Annotated in this window: 17 protein-coding genes; 3 read left to right on the top strand and 14 right to left on the bottom strand. The window is 38.3% G+C overall.

Annotation, left to right across the window (positions count from 1 at the left end; genetic code table 11):
• Positions 1-67: 67 nt before the first annotated feature.
• The 6 genes from BABA_RS04615 to BABA_RS04590 form a co-directional block, all read right to left on the bottom strand.
• Entirely contained in the window at positions 68-3,205 is a 3,138-nt protein-coding gene (locus BABA_RS04615; protein WP_007083971.1) for an AAA family ATPase, read from the bottom strand.
• Entirely contained in the window at positions 3,202-4,347 is a 1,146-nt protein-coding gene (locus BABA_RS04610) for an exonuclease SbcCD subunit D (RefSeq protein ID WP_007083970.1), read from the bottom strand. Before BABA_RS04610 ends, BABA_RS04615 begins: the two co-directional genes overlap by 4 nt.
• A gap of 166 nt (positions 4,348-4,513) precedes the next feature.
• The gene (locus tag BABA_RS04605) at positions 4,514-4,714 is read right to left on the bottom strand and encodes a cold-shock protein (protein ID WP_007083969.1); all 201 of its coding nucleotides are present in this window, start codon (positions 4,712-4,714) and stop codon (positions 4,514-4,516) included.
• 258 nt (positions 4,715-4,972) lie between these two features.
• Positions 4,973-6,784: a TIGR04190 family B12-binding domain/radical SAM domain protein gene (locus BABA_RS04600; protein ID WP_007083968.1), complete on the bottom strand. Its 1,812-nt coding sequence runs from the start codon at positions 6,782-6,784 to the stop codon at positions 4,973-4,975.
• A gap of 158 nt (positions 6,785-6,942) precedes the next feature.
• A complete protein-coding gene (locus BABA_RS04595; RefSeq protein ID WP_007083967.1) occupies positions 6,943-7,296 on the bottom strand; it encodes an ArsR/SmtB family transcription factor in 354 nt (117 codons plus the stop codon).
• Positions 7,297-7,314: 18 nt separating this feature from the next.
• Positions 7,315-9,063, bottom strand: coding sequence for a SulP family inorganic anion transporter (locus BABA_RS04590; protein WP_007083966.1), 1,749 nt, complete (start codon positions 9,061-9,063; stop codon positions 7,315-7,317).
• 335 nt (positions 9,064-9,398) lie between these two features.
• Between BABA_RS04590 and BABA_RS27160 the strand changes: the two genes are divergently transcribed.
• A complete protein-coding gene (locus BABA_RS27160) occupies positions 9,399-9,539 on the top strand; it encodes a hypothetical protein (protein ID WP_157273105.1) in 141 nt (46 codons plus the stop codon).
• 27 nt (positions 9,540-9,566) lie between these two features.
• Here the strand turns inward: BABA_RS27160 and BABA_RS04585 are convergent, their stop codons facing one another.
• From BABA_RS04585 to BABA_RS04575, 3 genes are all read right to left on the bottom strand, one after another.
• A complete protein-coding gene (locus BABA_RS04585) occupies positions 9,567-11,030 on the bottom strand; it encodes a DUF4153 domain-containing protein (RefSeq protein ID WP_007083965.1) in 1,464 nt (487 codons plus the stop codon).
• A gap of 70 nt (positions 11,031-11,100) precedes the next feature.
• Positions 11,101-11,739: an HAAS signaling domain-containing protein gene (locus BABA_RS04580; protein ID WP_007083964.1), complete on the bottom strand. Its 639-nt coding sequence runs from the start codon at positions 11,737-11,739 to the stop codon at positions 11,101-11,103.
• Positions 11,720-12,067: a PadR family transcriptional regulator gene (locus BABA_RS04575; protein ID WP_007083963.1), complete on the bottom strand. Its 348-nt coding sequence runs from the start codon at positions 12,065-12,067 to the stop codon at positions 11,720-11,722. The genes BABA_RS04580 and BABA_RS04575 overlap by 20 nt, the downstream gene beginning before the upstream one ends.
• A 295-nt stretch (positions 12,068-12,362) precedes the next feature.
• Between BABA_RS04575 and BABA_RS04570 the strand changes: the two genes are divergently transcribed.
• Complete coding sequence (locus BABA_RS04570) at positions 12,363-13,295, top strand: NlpC/P60 family protein (RefSeq protein ID WP_007083962.1); 933 nt, start codon at positions 12,363-12,365, stop codon at positions 13,293-13,295.
• A 77-nt stretch (positions 13,296-13,372) separates the two neighbouring features.
• On the opposite strand, the gene BABA_RS04565 is transcribed toward BABA_RS04570, so the two are convergent.
• Both BABA_RS04565 and BABA_RS28475 read right to left on the bottom strand, forming a co-directional pair.
• A complete protein-coding gene (locus BABA_RS04565) occupies positions 13,373-14,761 on the bottom strand; it encodes a UDP-N-acetylmuramoyl-tripeptide--D-alanyl-D-alanine ligase (RefSeq protein WP_007083961.1) in 1,389 nt (462 codons plus the stop codon).
• 161 nt (positions 14,762-14,922) lie between these two features.
• On the bottom strand, positions 14,923-15,183 hold the full coding sequence (locus tag BABA_RS28475) for a YheC/YheD family protein (protein WP_420805978.1): 261 nt from the start codon (positions 15,181-15,183) through the stop codon (positions 14,923-14,925).
• A gap of 741 nt (positions 15,184-15,924) precedes the next feature.
• On the opposite strand from BABA_RS28475, the gene BABA_RS04555 reads away from it, so the two are divergent.
• Positions 15,925-16,380 carry a YheC/YheD family protein gene (locus tag BABA_RS04555; RefSeq protein WP_338040013.1) on the top strand — a complete coding sequence of 152 codons (456 nt, stop codon included), beginning with the start codon at positions 15,925-15,927 and terminating at the stop codon, positions 16,378-16,380.
• Between the two features lie 89 nt (positions 16,381-16,469).
• Here BABA_RS04555 and BABA_RS04550 read toward each other — a convergent pair whose 3' ends face one another.
• From BABA_RS04550 to BABA_RS04540, 3 genes are all read right to left on the bottom strand, one after another.
• A complete protein-coding gene (locus BABA_RS04550) occupies positions 16,470-17,750 on the bottom strand; it encodes a YheC/YheD family protein (RefSeq protein WP_007083958.1) in 1,281 nt (426 codons plus the stop codon).
• Between the two features lie 129 nt (positions 17,751-17,879).
• Positions 17,880-18,314, bottom strand: a complete 435-nt coding sequence (locus tag BABA_RS04545; RefSeq protein ID WP_007083957.1) for a hypothetical protein — start codon at positions 18,312-18,314, stop codon at positions 17,880-17,882.
• Between the two features lie 137 nt (positions 18,315-18,451).
• Positions 18,452-19,831, bottom strand: coding sequence for a Mur ligase family protein (locus BABA_RS04540; protein WP_007083956.1), 1,380 nt, complete (start codon positions 19,829-19,831; stop codon positions 18,452-18,454).
• Between the last annotated feature and the right edge of the window lie 231 nt (positions 19,832-20,062).

The following is a 20,062-nucleotide window of genomic DNA, read 5'->3' as shown; positions in this document are numbered from 1 at the left end:
ATAATTTCTCTAAAATTTAAAAAGAGTATTCCCTAAAAAGACTGAACTTTTAGGGAATACTCTTTTTTTAGTTGGTAAACATAAATTCTGTTCTGCTGCCGGTTTGTCCTGCAATTACTTCGAGTCTAACATCAATTCTTTCCTTTAATTCTGGGACATGCGAGATAATACCGACTAAACGGCCGCTGCTCTGGATATCCATTAACGCTTCAATCGCTTGGTCTAGCGATTCAGGGTCAAGTGTACCAAATCCTTCATCGATAAACATCGTTTCCAACGACACACCGCCGGCATAATTTTGCACCACATCTGCCAGACCTAATGCAAGTGAAAGGGATGCCTTAAAGCTTTCCCCGCCCGATAAGGTTTTAACATGGCGTTCCTGGCCTGTGTATTGGTCAAAGACAAGCAATTCCAAGCCGCTTTGGGCATTCCCCTTTGATCGATCCGTTTTTCTTAACAATTGAAAACGTCCGGATGTCATTTTTCGCAAGCGGACATTGGCTTCTCGCAATATATCATCTAAGAAAGCGGCAAGCACATATCGTTCAAACGTGACTCGGAAATTATTTTGACCTTTGGTTATTTCATAGAGATGGCCAATTAATTTATACCGTTCCTCTAGGAGCTTCATATTTTCATTTAATTGCTCAACCCGATGATAAATATCCTCATTATCACGCTTTTTAACAAAAAGATCATTTCGCTTTTGATTTAATTTTTCGATGGCAAATCCCATCTTTGATAGCTCATCCTTTAATCCTTCAACATCCGGTGTTTTTACGTCTGCTAACAAATCCGTTAATTCCTTCAACCGGTCGGAAACCGATCGTAACTCTTCACGATAGCCGCGGATTTCAGCCTCAAGACTGCGAATTTCTCCTTCAGACCGTTTAGAAGCAGCATACATGCCATATTTTTCAAAGCCTTGCTCTGATAATTTTTTGATAAAGATTTCTCGTTCATGATCAAGTTCGTGCTGTTTATCAGCTAAATGTTTCTCAGCATCCTTCAATCGAGCGGTTTCATTAGATAGCTTTTCTCTTACTGCCTGTAAGTTTTTCTGTGCATCATCTAATTGCTTTAACAAAGTTTCATGCTGACTTTTGACTGTAAAAAGGGCTTTCTCGTATTCTGCTTCCGAGCGCAAATCCTCAGGGATGACGTTCATCATTCTAGTCAAATTCGTTTTCTTTTCCGTGAATTGCACCGTTAATTCTGTCACATCAGCAGAAAATTGTTGAATGGCATTTTGTAACACTGCCTTATCAGATTCCCTTTTCTCCAATTCCTTTTTAATTTGGTCAAGTAGCTTGATTTTCTTATCGAGATCAGCCTGAACCCGAATAAGTGAATTTTTGGCAGCAACAGTTTCAGCCTTAACAAAAGATAGGTCGCTTTCGGTAAAATCTGCTCGAACTGTACGAATTTCTTCCATTGTTTCGGCAAGGGCTTCCTTCTGCAACACTACTGCGGACTGGCTTTGATAAAGCTTTGCTTCGTCTGCAGACTTTTCCTTTTCCCATTTGGCGGCAAGCTCTTTTGCTGCCTTCATGTCATGTTCATTTGGAATGCTTTCATCCTGCCCTATTGCCGGAGAAGGATGGTGCTCGGAGCCGCATACAGGGCATGCTTCTCCAGTTTGGAGCTTTGAGGCTAAAAGTGTGGCTTGGCCATGAAGCCATTTACTTTCCAAGTCCACCACAAGTGCTTTCGCATCCATGAATTTTGCCACCGTATTTTCATATCGATCGGTAATCGCCTTAAGGTTTTGCGCTGCTGTTTGGTGGCGAACATAAAGCGTTTCATATTTTTCTAAGCGATCAAGCTCTGTTTGCAGCTTTTCAACCTGTCGCTCATTTTCTAAATAGGTTAGCTGTCCTTTTTCAATCTCGGACTTTTGCTGCTGCATGGATTTCATTATTTCTTCATTTTGCACAAGATTTTCTTCGGCATTTTGCTGCTTTTTCTTAGCCGTTTTTAAAAGTGTTCCTTTTACTGTAGTTTCCTTTACTAATGCATGGTACGAGTATACATCCTCTTTGATATTTAGCAGCTGGTTTACCTTTTCCAAGGCAAACTGCCGCTCACTTTCACGTTCTATTTCTTTTTGGAGCTCTTCCTCCTGCTGCTTAGCAAGCCCGTCCAAGTCTTCTATTTTCCCTTTTAACGTTTGTACTTCACCAGTCAGTTTGTCAGCGTCCCGTTTTAAGCGATGGCACAGCTCCTCTTGTTGCGCAAGGTGTGCAGCCTTTTGCGCATTTTGCACCTGGAGCTCCTTTTCGACAAACAAATCCTGCTGAGATTCAAGCTGCGCTTTTTGATTCTTTAATGCATCTCTTGTTTGCAGCTGTTTCACAATCGTTTCCGCTTCAAACAGCTGTCCCTTTAACCGATCCTGCTCTTGAAGCTTGTCCTTATAATGGGTATTCAGCTGTTCAAGCATTTCAGTCAAACCAACAATTTCTGATTGTAACAGCGGCATAATGATAGTGTCATTTACACTTCCCGCTTCCATGTATTCGAGAAGCTCATCATTCGTTACTGCTTGAATACGGCGAATGGCTTCATTGCGTGCCTGGATCTGGTCTTCAACAGATCTTTTTAGTTCAGTCGCTTCTTCCTTCAATTTGTCTTCGACCATTTTATAGAGCTGGGTATGGAACAGCCGCTGTAAAATCACTTCTTTATCTTTACTATCAGAGATCAACAACTTGCGGAATTCCCCCTGCGGAATCATAAGGATTTGCCGGAACTGGTTAGCGTCAATCAACATGATTTCCTTAATTTTTTCCTCTACCTCACTGATTTTTGAGGCCAGCAGGTTTTTCTCGCCCTCTTCATTCCACATGTATAATTCGGCCTTTGCACCAAGCTGTGTAAAGCCATCTCCCTTGTCTTTCTTTTTCAACTGCTGTGGAGACCTAGTAATCGAATACACCTTGTTTCGTAAGGAAAAATCAAGCGAAACCTCTGTTAATAATTCATCAGCAGCAAATTGGCTGCGGAGCTCAGGACCATTGCGATCCTCACCGCTTGCTTTTCCATAAATCGCATAACTAATCGCATCAAAAATCGTCGTTTTCCCAGCGCCGGTTTTTCCTGAAATGACAAACATCGTGCGGTTACCTAATGAAGTAAAGTCAATTTCTTCCCTGTCGGCATAAGGGCCAAACGCCTGCATCGTTAGTTTTAACGGTTTCATATTGCGTTCCCCTCCCTTAGCACTTTGTCAATAATATCAGCCATTACCGCTTTTTTGTCACCCGTAAATTCAGAGGTGGTCATTTCTGCATAAAATTGTTCAAATAACTCAATTTCTGACTTTTTCTCGCTTCGGTGGGCATGAAAAGACTGTTTGTTCTTCAAGTCGGTTATATCTATTTTCCGTTCCAGATGTAGAACATTCGGATAAACCTGCCGCAATTTATTAATCGGATCAAGCAACGCGCCTTCATCGAGTAGGGTAATTTTTAAATAGTCATGAAGCTGTTCTTTTTCATAAAAATGTGGATCCAGCAGCTCCTCCAAATGTCCTTCTAATTCTCGCATGTCATGTTTAGGTGTAAGCGAGCGATAGCGATGAGTAAATTTTCCTTTCTCATTCATTTCAATGATAGAAATAGACTTTCTTTGTTTTGCTTCCGAAAAAGAATATTTTAAGAGTGAGCCTGAATATTTCACTTTGTGATGGGTGATGGCATCAGGACTGTGGAGGTGGCCAAGTGCCGTATAGGAAAACGGTTCGAACAATTCTGCTCCAACGCACCCAGAGCCCCCAACCGATAATACCCGTTCAGAGTCAGAGGTTTGACCACCCAAAACAAAGGCATGGCCAACCAAGACGTTTGCTTCATTTGGATTGATGGATTCTTCCATTTTACCAATTAGAGCCTTCATCGCATCTTGATGGGAATGGATAGATTCATCCCTGAGGAGCTGGCGGACGACACCTGGCTCTGCGTATGGGACAAGGAAAAAGTTTACTCCGCCAATTTGTACTGGTTTGAAGCTGTTTGATAATTTACCCGAAAGATAAAATTGGCTATGCTTGTACCACGAACTGCCAAATGAAAGGCGCTCGGCACTATCATGATTTCCGGCAATTGCCACAATTGGCGTTTTCAACTCGACATTAATTTTAAAAAGAATCTCATCGAGTAACTCAACGGCATCAGTCGGCGGTACGGAACGATCATAAAGATCACCAGCAATAACCACTGCATCCGGCTTTTCTTCAGCTACAATTTCGACGAATTGCTCGAGTACTTCCCTTTGATTTTCTGTCATATAGACACCGTGAACTAGCTTTCCTAAGTGCCAATCCGCTGTATGGATAAATTTCATCTTTTCACCCCAACTTATATTTTACGTATTATCAATACTACTATTATAGCAAAATAGGTTTGAACATGAGCCAGGAAATCCTAACAAATTATGTCATTTATACTATCAAAGACAGCAAAAAACAGCCCGGCACATTGTCCGGGCTGTTATCATTAGTGGTTTAAAGTTACTTTTTAGTTACGTTTGCAGCTTGTGGTCCACGAGCTCCTTCAACAACTTCGAAAGATACTTCTTGACCTTCTTCTAAAGTTTTGAAACCTTCTGTTTGAATTGCAGAATAATGAACGAATACGTCGTTTCCATCTTCAGCTTCGATGAATCCGAAACCTTTTTCTGAGTTAAACCATTTTACTTTACCGTTTTTCATGTAAAAAAATCCTCCTATTGACTTATACACGTAAGCCATGTGTAAATTCACCAAATTACAACGCGATAGCTTTACCTTCATTTCCTCATCCAAACATCGGTTAAAACTTTGAACAAAGCGAGTAAATATAAATCTAATCTCGTGCAACGGCTACTCATAATTTACCATATTTATAGCTCAAAGGTCAATAAAGGAAGAGCGACATAAACCTACAGAGTTCTACATTTCGCACCTATTATTTAGGTAAATGGGAGAATGCTATTTTTCCATATTATTGCTTTGTGAGTTTGGAATAACTGCGATATTCCGATCAATTTTTCCAATCCGGCACTTAATGCCTTTAATGATGTCCTTCACAAGTAATTCCATCCCGATAGTGGTTAACGACGGGAAATCGGCAAAGAGCTTTTTCACCTCCCATTTAAGTTCATTCTTACCACAGATACTGTGTCGATTAATTTTGTCAACCTCTTCCTTGATTTTTGCCATTTCCGTCTTTTGTTCATCATCTGGCAAGAGAGCCAGTTCATCTAATCGTTTAAGGAATTCGACCGATTTTTCAATTTTAACCGCTACCTCATCATGAACATCCTTTGGTACGATATTATGTTTATATTTAAATTCATTTAATTTTAACGCCGAATCATAGGTAGCACGCACGATGTCCTCCCTTGTCATTTTATTCGTTTCATAACTCAGCATATTTTTCCATGACGGTTGTTTCATAGCTGCACGAAAGTCTTCAAGCTTATGGTAGAACTTTTTATAGCCATATTTCTCAGGATGTTCAAAGGCTGGACTGCCGGGATCGAGAAACGGTGAAAGCGGGGCAACGAAGTACGAGATCCGCAAATCTTCACCACACTCTTTGTGAACAGTTTCACAAAAATCCACATTTCTTATCGCACTGTCGTAATCTTGATTGGGAATTCCCGTCATGAAGAATATATCAATTTTTGCACAGTTATGTTTTAGCGCATATTGCAGCATTTCAATTACCTTAACATTTGTACATGGCAGCTTGCCATTATATTTACGAATATCCTCATCGGCCAATTCTAGTGTTAACTCAATACTGTACTTTGGCATTGCTTTGTTCAGCCGCTTGAAAAACTCTTCATCAACATAATTGAATAATTCAAAGACTATTTCATTCTTCAAATCCATTTGTTCTAATCCCGTTAAGAATTCATCCACATACTCTTTTCCACCCTGCCTTAAATCATTTAAAAGGAATATGGGTGCCCTGGTAAATCGCTGGATTAACGCAATATCCTCGAGCATCTTTTTAGGGGAGCGCATCACCAGCTTTTTCCGATTACAATTAAGGTCGTACGCATCTTTGGAACCACCGCAGATTAAACAATTGTATGTGCAGCCCTTTGACGTCAAAATTGCCGTATTTGGATACTGCAGCCAGCCTTTATATGGCAGTGGGTCTAATAGATTAAAATACTTAAAGACCGACCGGATGATATACCGGTAGCCGGGTAAATTAAATTCATCCAAACTATCTGGGACATAGGTCATTTCATTATAATGATAAAAATTGCTCTTTTTCCATGTTAAATTCGGGATATCAAAGAAACTGTCCGTTTCCTTTTTCTCCAATTTATTCAGCAACATGAGTATCAGTTTTTCGGTTGTATCTTCGCGCATGACAAAATCGATAAAAGGATATTCAATGAGCTCCTTGTGAAAATAGGTGCTGGAGAGCCCGCCGAACATTACAGGCGTAGCGGGATGGTACTTCTTAATAATCTTTGCAAGTTCAACACTTCCGTGCGCATGCGGCAGCCAATGAAGATCGATTCCAAACGCTTTCGTCTTAATTTTTCTAATTTTCTTTTCTACATCAAAATTAGGGTTTAGCAGCATTCGATTAGCGATATTGATAATCTTTACCTTTAACCCAAATCGTTCTAAATAATCACCGATACTTGTTAAACCGATCGGATACATTTCAAACACCGGTGAAGAAGGAACGACATCGCTGATTGGGCCGGTGAACAGCATCTCTTTGCGGAAATCATAAACCGTAGGCGAATGCAGCAATACCAAATCGTACATATCAATCACCTTCCTATTTTTCTATATCTAGTACTACTACCTTAATAGTAAGCTATTTTCCGGGTGAAAAATCGGCATAAATATTACAAAAAAACGATAATTCCCAAAATATAGCAATACTCCCTTTTTCACTTTAAAAATAGAAAAAACCGAAGAATTTAATTCTTCGGCGTGACTGGTTCTTCTTCATCCTCTTTAAATTTATCCAATATCGTAATCGTATCCACAAGATGATTATTAAAAATTTGTTTTGCCACGGCAAGCAATTCAATAATCATCGGATCCTTCAATGTGTAGATAACCTTGTTACCTTCCTTTGTACCTGAAACAATATTTTTCGCACGAAGCACCTGAAGCTGCTGTGATACAGCAGACCCCTCACTGCCGACAAGGGTTTGTAGTTCGTTCACATTCTTATCCCCTTCCCCCAGCAGCTCTAAGATCCGGATTCGTAATGGATGTGCTAATGCTTTAAAAAACTCCGCTTTAAATCGTTGCATCTCCAAATTCAATTCATCATCACCCTTTTACTAAAAAGTAGCAGTAAGCTTCTTCCGGCTGCCTTCAACAGCATCTTGAGCTGAGAGCTTCTTGCACTCTCTAAAAGCAAAATGTTTACAGCCAAGACATTTATTTTGATTAATTTGCGACAGTGCATATTGAATGGCCTCACCGGTATGTTCAAAGAAATGTTCCTCACCCATCTTGTCATAGAGACCTGTTTTTTTCAAAACCTTTTCCGGCTGTGGGTTTAACCCAGATATCAATACTATACCATTTTTCGAAAAATGGTGAACGATGTGCACTAAATTCGCTTCCCCTGTGGTATCAATAAAAGGAACACGGCCCATTCTTAGTAAAAGTATTTTTGGCCGATAATTGATGGTTTTCATGATCGTTTCTTCAAACGACAATGCGGCTCCAAAAAATAAAGGGCCCTCTACATTAAAAATACTGATTTGCGGACAGTCATGTGTGTCAGTAACCATTCCTGTCTCCACCTTTTCATGTTTCGTATGCGGGTTTGGCAATGCTTTTTCCGTCACCATCACATCGCTCATCCGCTTGGCAAATAGAATCGCTGACATGATTAAGCCGACTTCCACTGCCATCGTTAAATTGACAAAAACCGTTAACAAAAATGTCACGACAAGGACAAGTGAATCAGTGGATTTTATTTTTAAAATATGGGCGAATACCTTTCGCTCACTCATATTCCAGGCAACCACCATCAGGATTGGCGCCATACTTGCTAATGGAATATAAGAGGCATAAGGCGCAAAAAACAGTAGGACAAGTAACACGACTACCCCGTGAATAATACCCGAAAAAGGTGAAATGGCTCCGTTCTTAATGTTGGTTGCTGTCCGAGCAATCGCACCCGTGGCTGGAATCCCTCCAAATAATGGTGTGAGAATGTTGGCAATCCCCTGCCCGATTAATTCCTTGTTACTATTATGCTTACTATTTGTCATTCCATCTGCTACCACTGCCGAAAGAAGAGATTCAATCCCGCCAAGCATGGCAATAATAAACGCAGGCTTTATTAATTTCATCATGATCTCGAAATTGATCTCCGGTATATGAATTTGCGGCAATGTACTAGGAATTTCACCGTAAGCCGTTCCGATTGTGGCCACTTCACTTGGGAAGAATATTGTTGCAATTAAGGTGGATACGATTAAGCCAATGAGCGGCCCCGGAACCTTCGGAGCGATCTTTGGTGTAAGGATTACGGTACCTAAACAAATTGCTGCCGTTACTACACTAAATAGGCTAGTTGTATTAAGGTGGATAAAAATCTCTTGAATGTTTCTAATAAACTCTTCATGCTTCTCCATCCCCTTTAATCCTAGGAAACTAGCAATCTGCCCTGTAAAAATGGTGACAGCTATTCCGGTTGTGAATCCAATTGTAACCGGCCTGGGAATATATTTAATCAAGGATCCCAGTTTGAATATTCCCATGAATAAAAGTATAATCCCTGCCATAAAACCGGCAATGAGTAAATTTTCATACCCGTATGTCATGACAATCCCAAACAAAATCGGAATGAATGCCCCCGTCGGCCCGCCAATTTGATACTTTGAACCGCCGCATAAGGAAATAAGAATCCCGGCAACAATTGTCGTATAGATTCCATACTCCGGCTTCACCCCTGAAGCAATGGCGAATGCCATACCAAGTGGAATCGCGATGACCCCAACAATCACCCCTGCAAGGAGATCCTTTGGCAAGCTACTTAAGGAATAATGATGGAACCTTTTATCAGTTAACATATTCACCCTTCTTATCTATTTATTTTTGTATATCTGATTATTTGAATATATGATAATAACGATTAATAATCAAGTTTTTATTCAAAAATAATTTACTTGTATTTTGCCTCATCATGATGTTATAATAGCTAAGCGATGAGCTGAGTTGTGTAAGTCGAGAAACATTCCTTTATGGAGCGCACTATGTGGAGTGTGGTTTTTCGCCTCAATACGCAAAAGACGCCTGATTATTCAGGCGTCTTTTTTTATTTATTTTTTAAATAAAATAGCACTTTTTTCCTAAATTTTTTATAATGAAGGTAAGTTGGGAAATAAAAAATGGGAGGGATTCTGTTATGAATAATCACGAAATCGGGTATAAGATTTATGGTGATGATATGCAGTTAATGGAGACTAATATTACAGGGCAGGATCAAATAGATCCTGCTTTTTTGTTATTATCCAGTTTCTATCCCCACACTACCATTTCGCCTTAGCACACTTATTTAGTTTCAAAGCAACCACTACTGTAGTTGTAATTTTTTCAGTTTATCTGCAGCCTGCTCTCTTTTTATGTTATACGACTGCCATGGTAGACTCTCACTATTTGCTACCTTTTGCCTCTCTAGTAATATGGTTTGTAATTCCGGAATATTCTTATCTTTTTCGTACAGGTCTATCAATCCAAGAACACCAGTGGGCGACAAACTGTTTAGATAGTGTACATCAACTTTCTTAGTGTGCTCGAAGCGGTTCATATTTTCCTTCACGACTATCCTATCCAAATCGATGACTGTTATGGCGGTGTAGTAAATTAGTGATGTGATAAAATAAAAATGGAATAACGACAGCTTTTCAACCCAAATTTTCACCAATGTATAGATAAATATGATCACAAGGAAAATCATAAATGAATGCACCAACACCCTCGTAAAGGTAAATCCATAGGCAGCCTCATACAGACTTAATCGTAAAAAGGCAGAACTAAGCATCACTCCACTCGATAAAACGAGAATGGTAAGCATGAGCTGTGTAAAGCGTTTGACACCATTTTTCCCACGGTCACCTAAGGTTACCACCACGATGGTAATCGACAAATTAATCATCGTGACAAACAAGAGTTCAAAAAATCCTTTTCTTGCATACTCGGCGTATGTGAAATCACCTATTAATGTGCCGCTAAAGAAATACTTGAATTGTACCATTGTAAATAAGATATAGACGATATTGATTAAGACCAGCACTGTTATGGTAATAATCGAGTCAAGCTTTTGGAGCTGTTGTAAATTTGCCTCCTGCTTCATGACTTTAATTTGTTTTTGAAACAAAACCTGCATCAGACAAAATATTGCGGCTGTGGAGATAAGTATGATGATGAATCTGATAAAACTTTCAGTGTCAACCACTCGGAACCAATTAGGAATGCCCCCAAGTATCCGTTCAAACTGAGAATCAGCAGTCATTAACAGCCTTAGGACAACAGCCAGTACAGGAACGGAAATGACTATACCGATTAAAACCTTTTTCCAAACAAGTAATTTATCTTCGTTTACACCGCTTTTTATGCCTCTGCCTAAATAGGCAGCAATCACCGCATTATACTTCAATGCGTCTAACAGCCTTGAAAATAAGTAGGAAACAAAAACAGGTTGACTCCATTGAAAACTTTTTGGGCTCGTAACTAATACTAAGTGAAATATCACCAAGCTGGGAATCGCTATAATATTTAGCGCATAAAACAGCATATTATTATTTAAAAAGTAACTTGCCGACAGGAGCCAAATACAACAAAGAACAAGGTATCCAAAGCGTTGATGAGAAAAGCGAAAACGGTGATACCGCAGGTAAAATACTGAATAAAATCCGATAATAAATACCAAATAGGAGATGCCTATTTGTCCGCGGAAAAATGATTCTTCCGCTAAAATCCCGAGCAGTAAACATAAAAATAAAAAGAGCCCATCCATTTTGCCAATTTTCATTTCCATCTTTCATCCCTCTTTTAAGTAGATTTTCTATATATATAGTTTTACTAGGTATATCTGCAAAAAAAACTGCTCATATCGAAGCCTTCCGCCCCCAGCGATAACCAATCCAGCTGATCGGGTAAAGGAAAATAGTAAAAATGATACAAGCAATAATAAACGTTTTTGTGAGCAGTGGAGCGAACCATGAATGCGGTATAATTTCAAAAACCGTTAAGAACATTAAGATTAAATTGGGGATGAGCGATAATAGAAACGTCTTCTTGAGAAGTCTTCTCCCCCCATGTCCAAACCCTCTGCCTATTTCGTAACCAAGTAATGCCCAAAAAAACATATATAAAAAGGCAATTAAGGTAGGGATTGCTGTTAAATAACTCCACATAGTGTTTAACCATTCCCATTGAAAAAGATTATGTGCCAGCGTTAATAAACTTCCTCCGCCAAAAAAAAGGATATTCAAGAGAATAAACAGCCATTTCATATTACTCGGGGTAACGGAAAGCTCTTCTTTCCACAATTCCGCAATCTCTTCAGGGGTCCCAAGCCTTGAAACAATCCGTTCAAACACTTCCTCCTCATTCGGACAATCATAAGATTCAATCAGAATTTCATCAATATGTGATTCGTATTCAAGGAGAATGTCCTCTTTATCCTGATGATTTCCAAGTCCCTTTGCCAGTTCTTCAAGAAACTTATTCTTCTGCCGTTCCATGCTTCGATCTCCCAATCACCTTGTTCATTACCTTAACAAAGTCCTGCCATTCACGAGTCTTTTCATCTAATAATTCTTTTCCTGCATAGGTAATCCGGTAATACTTGCGTGCAGGGCCCTTTTCCTGCTCCTGCCAATAACATTCGATAAACTCTTGCTTCTCAAGTTTATGAAGAGCCGGATACAGGGTTCCCTCTTTCACACTTAAACCATGATCACTGCGCTTTTCAAGCTCTTTTACTAGTTCATAGCCATACATATCCCGCTCGTTTAATAATTGAAGTAAGATTAACGATGTGCTGCCTTTGACCAATTCACGATTAAACATTTTTTCACCTACCTAGATATTTTAGGTACATAGAAATTCTACATTTCCTTTGGAACTTTGTAAAGCATAAATGGCAATTTTTAAAGAAAAACTTAATACTTCCGCTTATCTGCGTATGGACAGAACCGCTTCGTTCCCTTGTAACCAAACTGTAAAGTGATCCGGAAAACCCTTTAGCGGCAAGGTTTTGGTTCTGTAACAAAGTAAGCGGGAATATTTTCCCACAAGGGCCAGTCACTTTTATATGTTAAGCTCAGATTACGAGTTTAAGTAAACTACTTTTAGGAGGTAACCCATGAAGAAACGTTTGGTTACAACAACACTGGCTGTCTCAATTGGTTTAAGTACTTTTTTTGCAGGCCCTATGGCTTTGAATCCAATAAAGGCCTCGGCAGCAACAGTTACTACTCAAAACAATCAACTAGCAGTTAATGCAAAGGCAGATCAATTAATTCAAACTGGCAAGAGTTTAATTGGGAAGGCGACTTACAGTAATTCCGCGTACAAGCCAACATACCCTTACAAATTTTCATGTGCTACTTTCATTATGTATATATTTGAAAAAAACGGCGTTGACCTTGCTACGTACAATGAGGATTATATGATTCAACAAGGAACCTATGTTGCAAGGAATCAGCTGCAAAAGGGTGATTTAGTTTTCTTTAGAAGTACACCAACTAGCACTGTTCCCAATCATGTAGCCATGTATATTGGTGACAATAAAGTAATTCATATGGCAGACTCGAAGCAAAATATTGTCATTTCAGATTTAAATAGCAAGCCATATTATAAAGATAATTACATGTCAGCCCGTAGAGTATTACCAACCTTACTCCCTTCTAACCCGGCAACAAAAGGGGATAAGATTGTTGAGCAATCCTATAATTTAATGAAAAAAGTGACCATGGGCAGTGTGAATAATGAAACCGCGATGAAGTTTACAGGTACAGGCTTTGTTAACTATGTTTATAAAACAAATGGCGTTAATTTAGGGACAACGAATATAAAAGAACAAATGAAACTGGGCACAACCGTTTCACGCGCAAACCTAAAAAAAGGTGATTTGATCTTTTTCAATAGCACTATAGGTTCAAGCACACCAGCTACAGTAGCCATTTACGCGGGTGACCATAGAATTATTATTCCAAATTCAAACGGTATCCTGACTAGAGTTCTATTTGTTGATTATTATAATCAACATTATATTACGGCAAAACGTTTTCTGTAATTATTCTATGTATTAGTGGTAAAAATAATCAAAAGCATTCGATGCATTTGGGCATCGAATGCTTCTTTGTTCTTAGATCAACTATCCTTTTTTAAACTGTTCGCAAAATCTATCATGGATCTGCTTGACATTGGTCCCTTAATAAGTAGAATGGCATTACTATCAAGTATAGGATCCAAAACCTCTTTAAGACCTTTGACATCTTTAAACATATGAATATTTGCCTTGCTTCCGTCTTGACTCGCTTGTCTTGCTATTTCTTCAGCCTTGTTTCCGATTGTAATAAGAGTGTGGATGTTTCTCTTTGCAACCAAAGTGCCAATTTCACGATGATACTTCTTTTCAAAATTTCCCAATCTATTAATATCACCCAAGACAAGAATGACATTTTTCCCACTTCCAATTGAATCGAGGACCTTTAATGCAGCTTCAATTGACGTGGGATTAATTGTCCATGTATCATCTATGATTGTGCTTCCGCCTACACCTGTAAAAAATTCCAAGTGTCTAGTCATATTTTTATAAGATCCAAGACGAGTGATGGCTTCCTCGATATCCATTCCCATTTCGTGAACGGCTGCGAGTGCCGCAAGTGCGTTATATACCTGGTGTTCGCCATAACCGGATATAAATGCTTCATATGTTTTATCATTAAAATGAAGCGTAAATTCCATTCCATTATTTGCAAACTTGATATCGGAAGCTCTAAAATCTGATTGCATATTTACCCCAACATAAATAACCTTTCCTTTGAATAATTTCAAGGAAACTTTTCGGGTATTTTCATCATCTGCATTTAAAATTAATGTGCCGTCTTTCCTTATACCCTCCACTATTTCTGATTTAGCCCTTATATATCCCTCAAGATTTTTACATCCATCTAAATGATGAACACCGATATTTGTAATAATCCCGATTGTAGGCTGATAAATCATACACTGATGCTTAATATTACCCGAATTTCCTAACCCATGTTCAAAAACGGCTGCATCTGTTTTTTCATCAATCCCCATCAAGTACGGAAATGATCTTCGTGGTTCATTCTTGCTGCTTTCGGAAGCCTGAACATTCCGATTCTCGCTTAAAATATGTTTGATCATATCTTTCGTTGTTGTTTTCCCGCATGTACCCGTTATTGTAACGACAGGGATATCAAAAAGACCGCGATAATACTCGATAAATTTCCAGTATGCTTGTACAAGACTTTCCACTTTGATAACCGTTGTATTGGGAAGCGCCAGTTTCAATTCCGGCTCAGGTTTATCCGAGATGACAAGGGAAGGCCCCTTTCGATTTATTGCATCCCAATTTATCGTATCACCCCTACTGACAAACATGAGGGAATATCGATTTCTATGTTCATGACGATTATAATAAATGGCATCCTGTGCCTGCCAATTTTCTGAACCATTAATTAATTTGCCTTGAAGCAATTGCCGAATGTCTTTCACTAATAATGGTTGCAAACAACTTCCTCCTTTCCTCTGAATATCATATGAAAATCCGAGTCAAATTGTATAGGTGTTGCGTTGGAATATGCTAATGCCTTTCTATACCGCCATAAATCAAGCTTCAAAAAGAAAGAAAGGAAGGAAAGCATATATATACATAGGACAAACCAAATAAATTAATAATGTTTAAGACAGTTGTAAATATGGCGAGTATGAGAGGTCATAAGTTGAACAGTTTTCCATAAATCAGGGAACTCGTGAAAATCTTGGGGTGTCGCCGATTCACTACTGCGTATTAAATACAATCCATTTTCTGCTTTCTCGATTCGAATAACTCCTTTTGATTTGCATCCTTGATCGGGTTTCAAATAAATTTTGTTGTAGGATTCCATCATTTTCCTGAATGCGCGATATTCAAGTACCTCTGTATGAGACAGATAATCTTTAGTTTAAGGGTAGAACTGAAGAACAAAAACCATGACAGCTTTACTTTTTACCCGGCGTCTTTCAATAGCCATTGGCTCACCTTCCTAATCTCATAAAGTTTTGGACTAGCTTTTTTATTTCAATACATACAGTAAACTCATATACATTAAATTATGAATTTTTATATTTAATGTATAGTTACCTGTCCAAAATAAAGAGAATTTATTTCACCATTAATATTGCCTTCTCTTGTTCTACAATTTGGTAAACCTGTTCTAAGGAAAGGACAAAGGAACTATTGCCTGCTACTGGCCAATTCACAAAAAATAATATGGCGTTACCCCTGTCTTCCTTCCGCTTCCTGGTTTGATGATTTACCGGGCAATGAACAATATTGGAATAAGCCTAAGGCAAAAATCAAAAAATTTAGAGAGGTGGTTATCCTGACCGTCAATATTGGCAGGTGGGAACAGGCTAAGCTATTTATGAATGACTCTATCCTGTCCCGTTGTTTTCCGGAAACCAGGTCGTATAGTAAAGACGATTTATTGAATTTTATAAATAGATATAAGACAGTATTTATTAAACCTGATTTAAGTGGTTAGGGAAGAGGGATTTTACTCGTCAATAAAGAGACACAAGGTGGATATCATATTTTGGGCTGCTCGCTGCAAGGAAAATCCGTAGATGAGCATATTGCTACAATCGAGGATTTGCATAATTTCATTCAACCATATACTAAATTACAGTGAATCCTTCCATATGTTATTCAAGAAGGAATCCAAAGTACAACTCCCAGTGGACTATCATCAGGTATTAGGGTTCATGTTCAACTTATTAATGGAAAATGGATTGTCGGAGGAATGCTTGGAAAACTTTCTGCAGGCAATGATAGAATTGTGAACAGACATCGTGGCGCGAAGGCCGTTTCAATAAGTGATCTGCTCGAAAATTACATTTTGTTGGAACATTCCCTAGCTAGAAGAACGGAAGAATATGCAGCATTTATTGGCGTTCAAGCAGGGAAGGTATACGGTAAAGAATATCCATGGTGTAAGGAATGCGGAATAGATTTAGGGATTGATCCCGATGGGAGGTTATGGATTTTTGAGTTGAATACCACTCCTAGTGTGGCCTTTTTTTATCAGTTGGATGACAAATCAAGCTGGAAACAAATTGTCAATAATCGCAAGATGAGAAATCAATGATCTCACGTTATGAAAAAAGACTAAATTTCCTAAGGAAAATTAGTCTGGTAATACATATCCTTTATGAATAAATTTGAATGATTACATCTTTAAACTTGTCTGGCTTTCGATATATTCTGATAGATTGTTTTATCATCCAGCCGATAAAACATAGAGAGGTCAGGCTTGTAATTCCCTTCAATCACCCAGATAAGTCCCTGACGGGTAACCCCAATATCAAATCCAATGATATGAATCTCTTCATTATTATGTTCAAGCTGCCTAGAAGCGGTGATACAAATCCTGTCGATTTTCTGTTCAAGCTTGTTGTTATTGAACTGAGAGATGTCTAGGTCCTTGATTGCATCTTCATATGTTAACAATTTTTGTGCTGCGTTTGTAATGATAAAATCCTTAGCGGCAACTTTCACAAGCTTGCCCGTTACGATCCATTCTGAATTACATTTTTGCGTAATGACCCTAACATCCATTGGGCAGCCGTCAATACTAGCTAATGGTAATTTCTGCTGAATAAGATAATCTTTCTTAGAAAGATAGTTTTCTTTCATATAACAATAGATTTCGCCAAAATTTGATTTTGTCAGCTTCTTTCTTCCCGAATGCACTTCATACATTCTGGAATCTTTTTTCGTAATCTGTACTACACCGATTCCATGTTGGCCGTTACAAGGCTTCATGATCACTTCGTTATATTGGTTAAGAAAATTCTTCAAAGTGACTTCCGTTAATAATTCTGTAACCGGGATATAGCGAGAAAGAGATGCTATTGTAGTAAGCTCCTGATATTGACTCCATTTACTGACAGGAAAATGGAGCACAGAATCCGCTATCCATATTCCCCTATTTATGAATAAAATGTCAAATACAATTGTATTGCAATGAAGAAAGAATCCCCCGAGCTTTTGTGCAGATCGAATCACAACGGTTTTGATCATTTTATACAAATATAGATAAAAGAATTTCCCAAGTTTGGAATGGGACTTCCCTGTTACAGATTTTAAAGACCATTCATCTGATTCTACTGAACGGTGAACGGTAATGTAGCATTGAAAGGGACTACGAAGCAATCTTGGTTGGATAATATGATATTTCTGTTTAATCTCATGGCAGACTAGATGATGATACAGATCTTCTTTCTCATTCACTGTCATTACGTTGTCATTTGAAGTAATCTGAAAGGTATGGTCTTTAGAAGAAACATAAATCTCCTCAGAGCCAAATACAGGTTTAATGACAACGGATGTATACTTGTCTAAAAACGCAAACAAGGTCGTCTTTGAAAATAGTTCTGTTTCTAGCAGATGCTTAGATATACTTTCTTCAGACTTTAATATACGATACTGGCCTATTCGTCCGCGGCTGGCCTTCAACGTTCACTACTCCTTAAAAATGTTCTTAAGATATTCTATTCAGGTAGAGTATTTTTTCTTGGATAGTTTGGAATTTAATAAAAACCCCCGGCTTTAACGGCCGGGAGTTCCGAAGCGATTACCCTTACATTACTGACAGCCTAGTGCAATAATAGAACCTTGAGGAACTGGTGCAGCACCATTTTGATCAAAGAAACCTGTAATGACAAAACTTTGTACGTTATCATTTGCAGCTGTAGCAACCTGGTCTCTAAACACAGCTTCAAAAGGAAATTGTACACCGTTCACTAATCCCGTACCATCAACAGTAACTACACAATTCTGCCCTTCCCGCTTACAGGTAACAGAAGTGATGGCATTTGCAGTAAAAGTGAAGTTGTTTGCACCTGGAGTTTCTGTGTCTACAAATGATAAGGATAGTGTAGACGTACCAAGAGTGGTGACACAAACATTAGCCAGGTAAGTCAAGTCACCTTTAACTGTTCCTGTCTGGCCTGTGAATTTTACATTATTATTTGTTGAGACAGCATTTACAAGCACGCCACAAGGACAAATAACACCCATTTATATTCCCACCTTTCTAGTAGAATAATTTACTATATTAATAGCATGAGTATTGTGGCACTGTGTTTGTCCAATAAATGAAACTATTTTTACAAAAAGGCTGGATTTTTCCTTTAACAACGAATAAATATGGAAAATTATTGCTTCTTCCGTAATTTAGATGCCAATTCGATTATTGGCTGACTGTACATATCTCCTTTAATCAGAACAATTGTATTTTCGTCAACGATTTCTTTTAATAGGTCAAAAACAAGAGTACTATTGTTAAATGAATGGACTGTTGCATTCGTTCCTATTTTTAATAAGTGATCAGCCATGATCCGGGCGTGGAAACCGATCGTAATGAGAATATCCACATCTGACTCGCTAATAATTTCCCCTGCCTGTTCATGTATAACATATCCCCAGGATCCCAAATCCGTAATCGTTCCTACTATAGCCACCTTTTTCTTCGCTTTGCCAACATCACTTAATACGTTTAATGCGGCTTCTAATGAAGTGGTTGTTAAGCTCCATGTGTCATCAATAATGGTAGCGCCATTAAGTCCTTCATGTACTTGGAGATGCTTGTTTAGATTTTTATATGTTTTTAAAATCTCGATCGCTTTAGAAAGATCCATTCCGATTTCGTGAACAGCGGCAAGTGCAGCAAGTGCATTATACACTTGATGTGCACCATAACCTGGAACGAAAACAGCGTAATTTTTCTCTAAATGCTGGACACTAAATTGCATTCCATTTTTACCATATTTAATATCTTCCGCCTTAAAGTGACAGGATGGATCGACGCCAACTTTTATGATCCGTCCAAGATAATTGGATAAATCTATTTTTTTCGTGTTATGATCTTCTGAATTAATAATAAGTACACTAGAATGATCAAGTATTTTTGCCATTTCTCCCTTTGCATTAATATAGGCTTCCAGCGTTTTGCAATAATTCAAGTGGTGCGCACCGATATTCGTAATAATTCCGATTGTCGGTTTGAAATATTCACCTGCTTTTAATATATCCCCTGGTTCACCAACGGCTGTTTCAAAGACAGCTGCTTCTGTATCATCATCAATGCTTAGAAGGTAATATAAATGAGCTGTTCGTGAATTATTACTGCTGTTTGTAGAAGAAACGTTTTTTTCTGCTGAGAGAATATGCCTAATCATTTCTTTTGTCGTTGTCTTTCCAGAAGTCCCTGTAACCGCAACAACAGGAATTTGGAACAGGCTGCGGTAATAATTCACAAATTTCCAATATGCTTCTTCTATATCTTTTACTTTTAATACAGTCAATTCCTCTAATTGTCCATTTTTCCTAAATTCCTGGTCTGTTACAAGTACCAAAGGGAAATATTTCTTTAGAGCATCCCAATTAGTAATCTTCTTATTTGAAAAAAGAATGGTATTTTGTTTCTTTATTTGTTTAAGACGATAGGCACCAAAATGAATAATCACATGATCAGACCCTTGAATCAATTCACCGGCAAGGATTGATCTTATTTGTCTAACAGAGAGGGGCTTCATTGTGATTTTACACTCCTTTCACTTTAGACATATTATGATTTTATTACACTTGTTGCTTGTACTATTAACCATAAGTAGGATCATTTTGGTGTTACGCCATAATAATTACTTTTCTGGGAAATGGATTAACGCCGCTTTTATTGTATTTAATTCCCTCTTACATGATACATAACCATACCAAAAGTGGTCTGGTTCATAAATATATAACAGGTTGTTTGATCGAAGTTTATG

It is taken from the genome of Neobacillus bataviensis LMG 21833 (assembly GCF_000307875.1).
In the GTDB taxonomy this organism is placed as follows: Bacteria; Bacillota; Bacilli; order Bacillales; family Cytobacillaceae; genus Neobacillus; species Neobacillus bataviensis.
The sequence above is the reverse complement of the archived record's forward strand: the minus strand, read 5'-3'. Positions and strand labels throughout refer to the sequence as shown.

What these genes read in the sequence shown, in the direction of transcription:
- BABA_RS04615 (WP_007083971.1), bottom strand. Translation starts at nt 3,205, where the DNA reads ATGAAACCGTTAAAACTAACGATGCAGGCGTTTGGCCCTTATGCCGAC.
- BABA_RS04610 (WP_007083970.1), bottom strand. Translation starts at nt 4,347, where the DNA reads ATGAAATTTATCCATACAGCGGATTGGCACTTAGGAAAGCTAGTTCAC.
- BABA_RS04605 (WP_007083969.1), bottom strand. Translation starts at nt 4,714, where the DNA reads ATGAAAAACGGTAAAGTAAAATGGTTTAACTCAGAAAAAGGTTTCGGA.
- BABA_RS04600 (WP_007083968.1), bottom strand. Translation starts at nt 6,784, where the DNA reads ATGTACGATTTGGTATTGCTGCATTCGCCTACGGTTTATGATTTCCGC.
- BABA_RS04590 (WP_007083966.1), bottom strand. Translation starts at nt 9,063, where the DNA reads ATGTTAACTGATAAAAGGTTCCATCATTATTCCTTAAGTAGCTTGCCA.
- BABA_RS27160 (WP_157273105.1), top strand. Translation starts at nt 9,399, where the DNA reads ATGAATAATCACGAAATCGGGTATAAGATTTATGGTGATGATATGCAG.
- BABA_RS04585 (WP_007083965.1), bottom strand. Translation starts at nt 11,030, where the DNA reads ATGGAAATGAAAATTGGCAAAATGGATGGGCTCTTTTTATTTTTATGT.
- BABA_RS04580 (WP_007083964.1), bottom strand. Translation starts at nt 11,739, where the DNA reads ATGGAACGGCAGAAGAATAAGTTTCTTGAAGAACTGGCAAAGGGACTT.
- BABA_RS04575 (WP_007083963.1), bottom strand. Translation starts at nt 12,067, where the DNA reads ATGTTTAATCGTGAATTGGTCAAAGGCAGCACATCGTTAATCTTACTT.
- BABA_RS04570 (WP_007083962.1), top strand. Translation starts at nt 12,363, where the DNA reads ATGAAGAAACGTTTGGTTACAACAACACTGGCTGTCTCAATTGGTTTA.
- BABA_RS04545 (WP_007083957.1), bottom strand. Translation starts at nt 18,314, where the DNA reads ATGGGTGTTATTTGTCCTTGTGGCGTGCTTGTAAATGCTGTCTCAACA.
- BABA_RS04540 (WP_007083956.1), bottom strand. Translation starts at nt 19,831, where the DNA reads ATGAAGCCCCTCTCTGTTAGACAAATAAGATCAATCCTTGCCGGTGAA.